The 213-nt window shown below is 73.7% G+C and carries 1 protein-coding gene; it reads right to left on the bottom strand.

Going from position 1 to position 213, the window contains the following annotated elements:
- The coding region (locus IH00_RS38660) for a hypothetical protein (protein ID WP_039947924.1) at positions 1–213 on the bottom strand (213 nt) is incomplete at both ends.

The following is a 213-nucleotide window of genomic DNA, read 5'->3' as shown; positions in this document are numbered from 1 at the left end:
CTCCAGGCCCATGCGGGCCCGCTGCGAGCCCTGACCGGTGAAGAGGAACGCCGACTTTCCTCCGACGCCCTGCTCCGCCGACACCTCGGCCAGCCGCGCGAGGAGTTCGTCGCGGTCCGCCGCGACCACCACAGCGCGGCGGTCCAGCAGCGCGCGCGACGTCACCAGCGAGTACGCCGTGTCGAGCACGGACAGGTCCGGCCGCGACACCAG

It is taken from the genome of Streptomyces sp. NRRL S-118 (genome assembly GCF_000716335.1).
Classification (GTDB): domain Bacteria; phylum Actinomycetota; class Actinomycetes; order Streptomycetales; family Streptomycetaceae; genus Streptomyces.
Note: the sequence above shows the minus strand (reverse complement) of the source record. Positions and strands in the feature narration are given on the sequence as shown.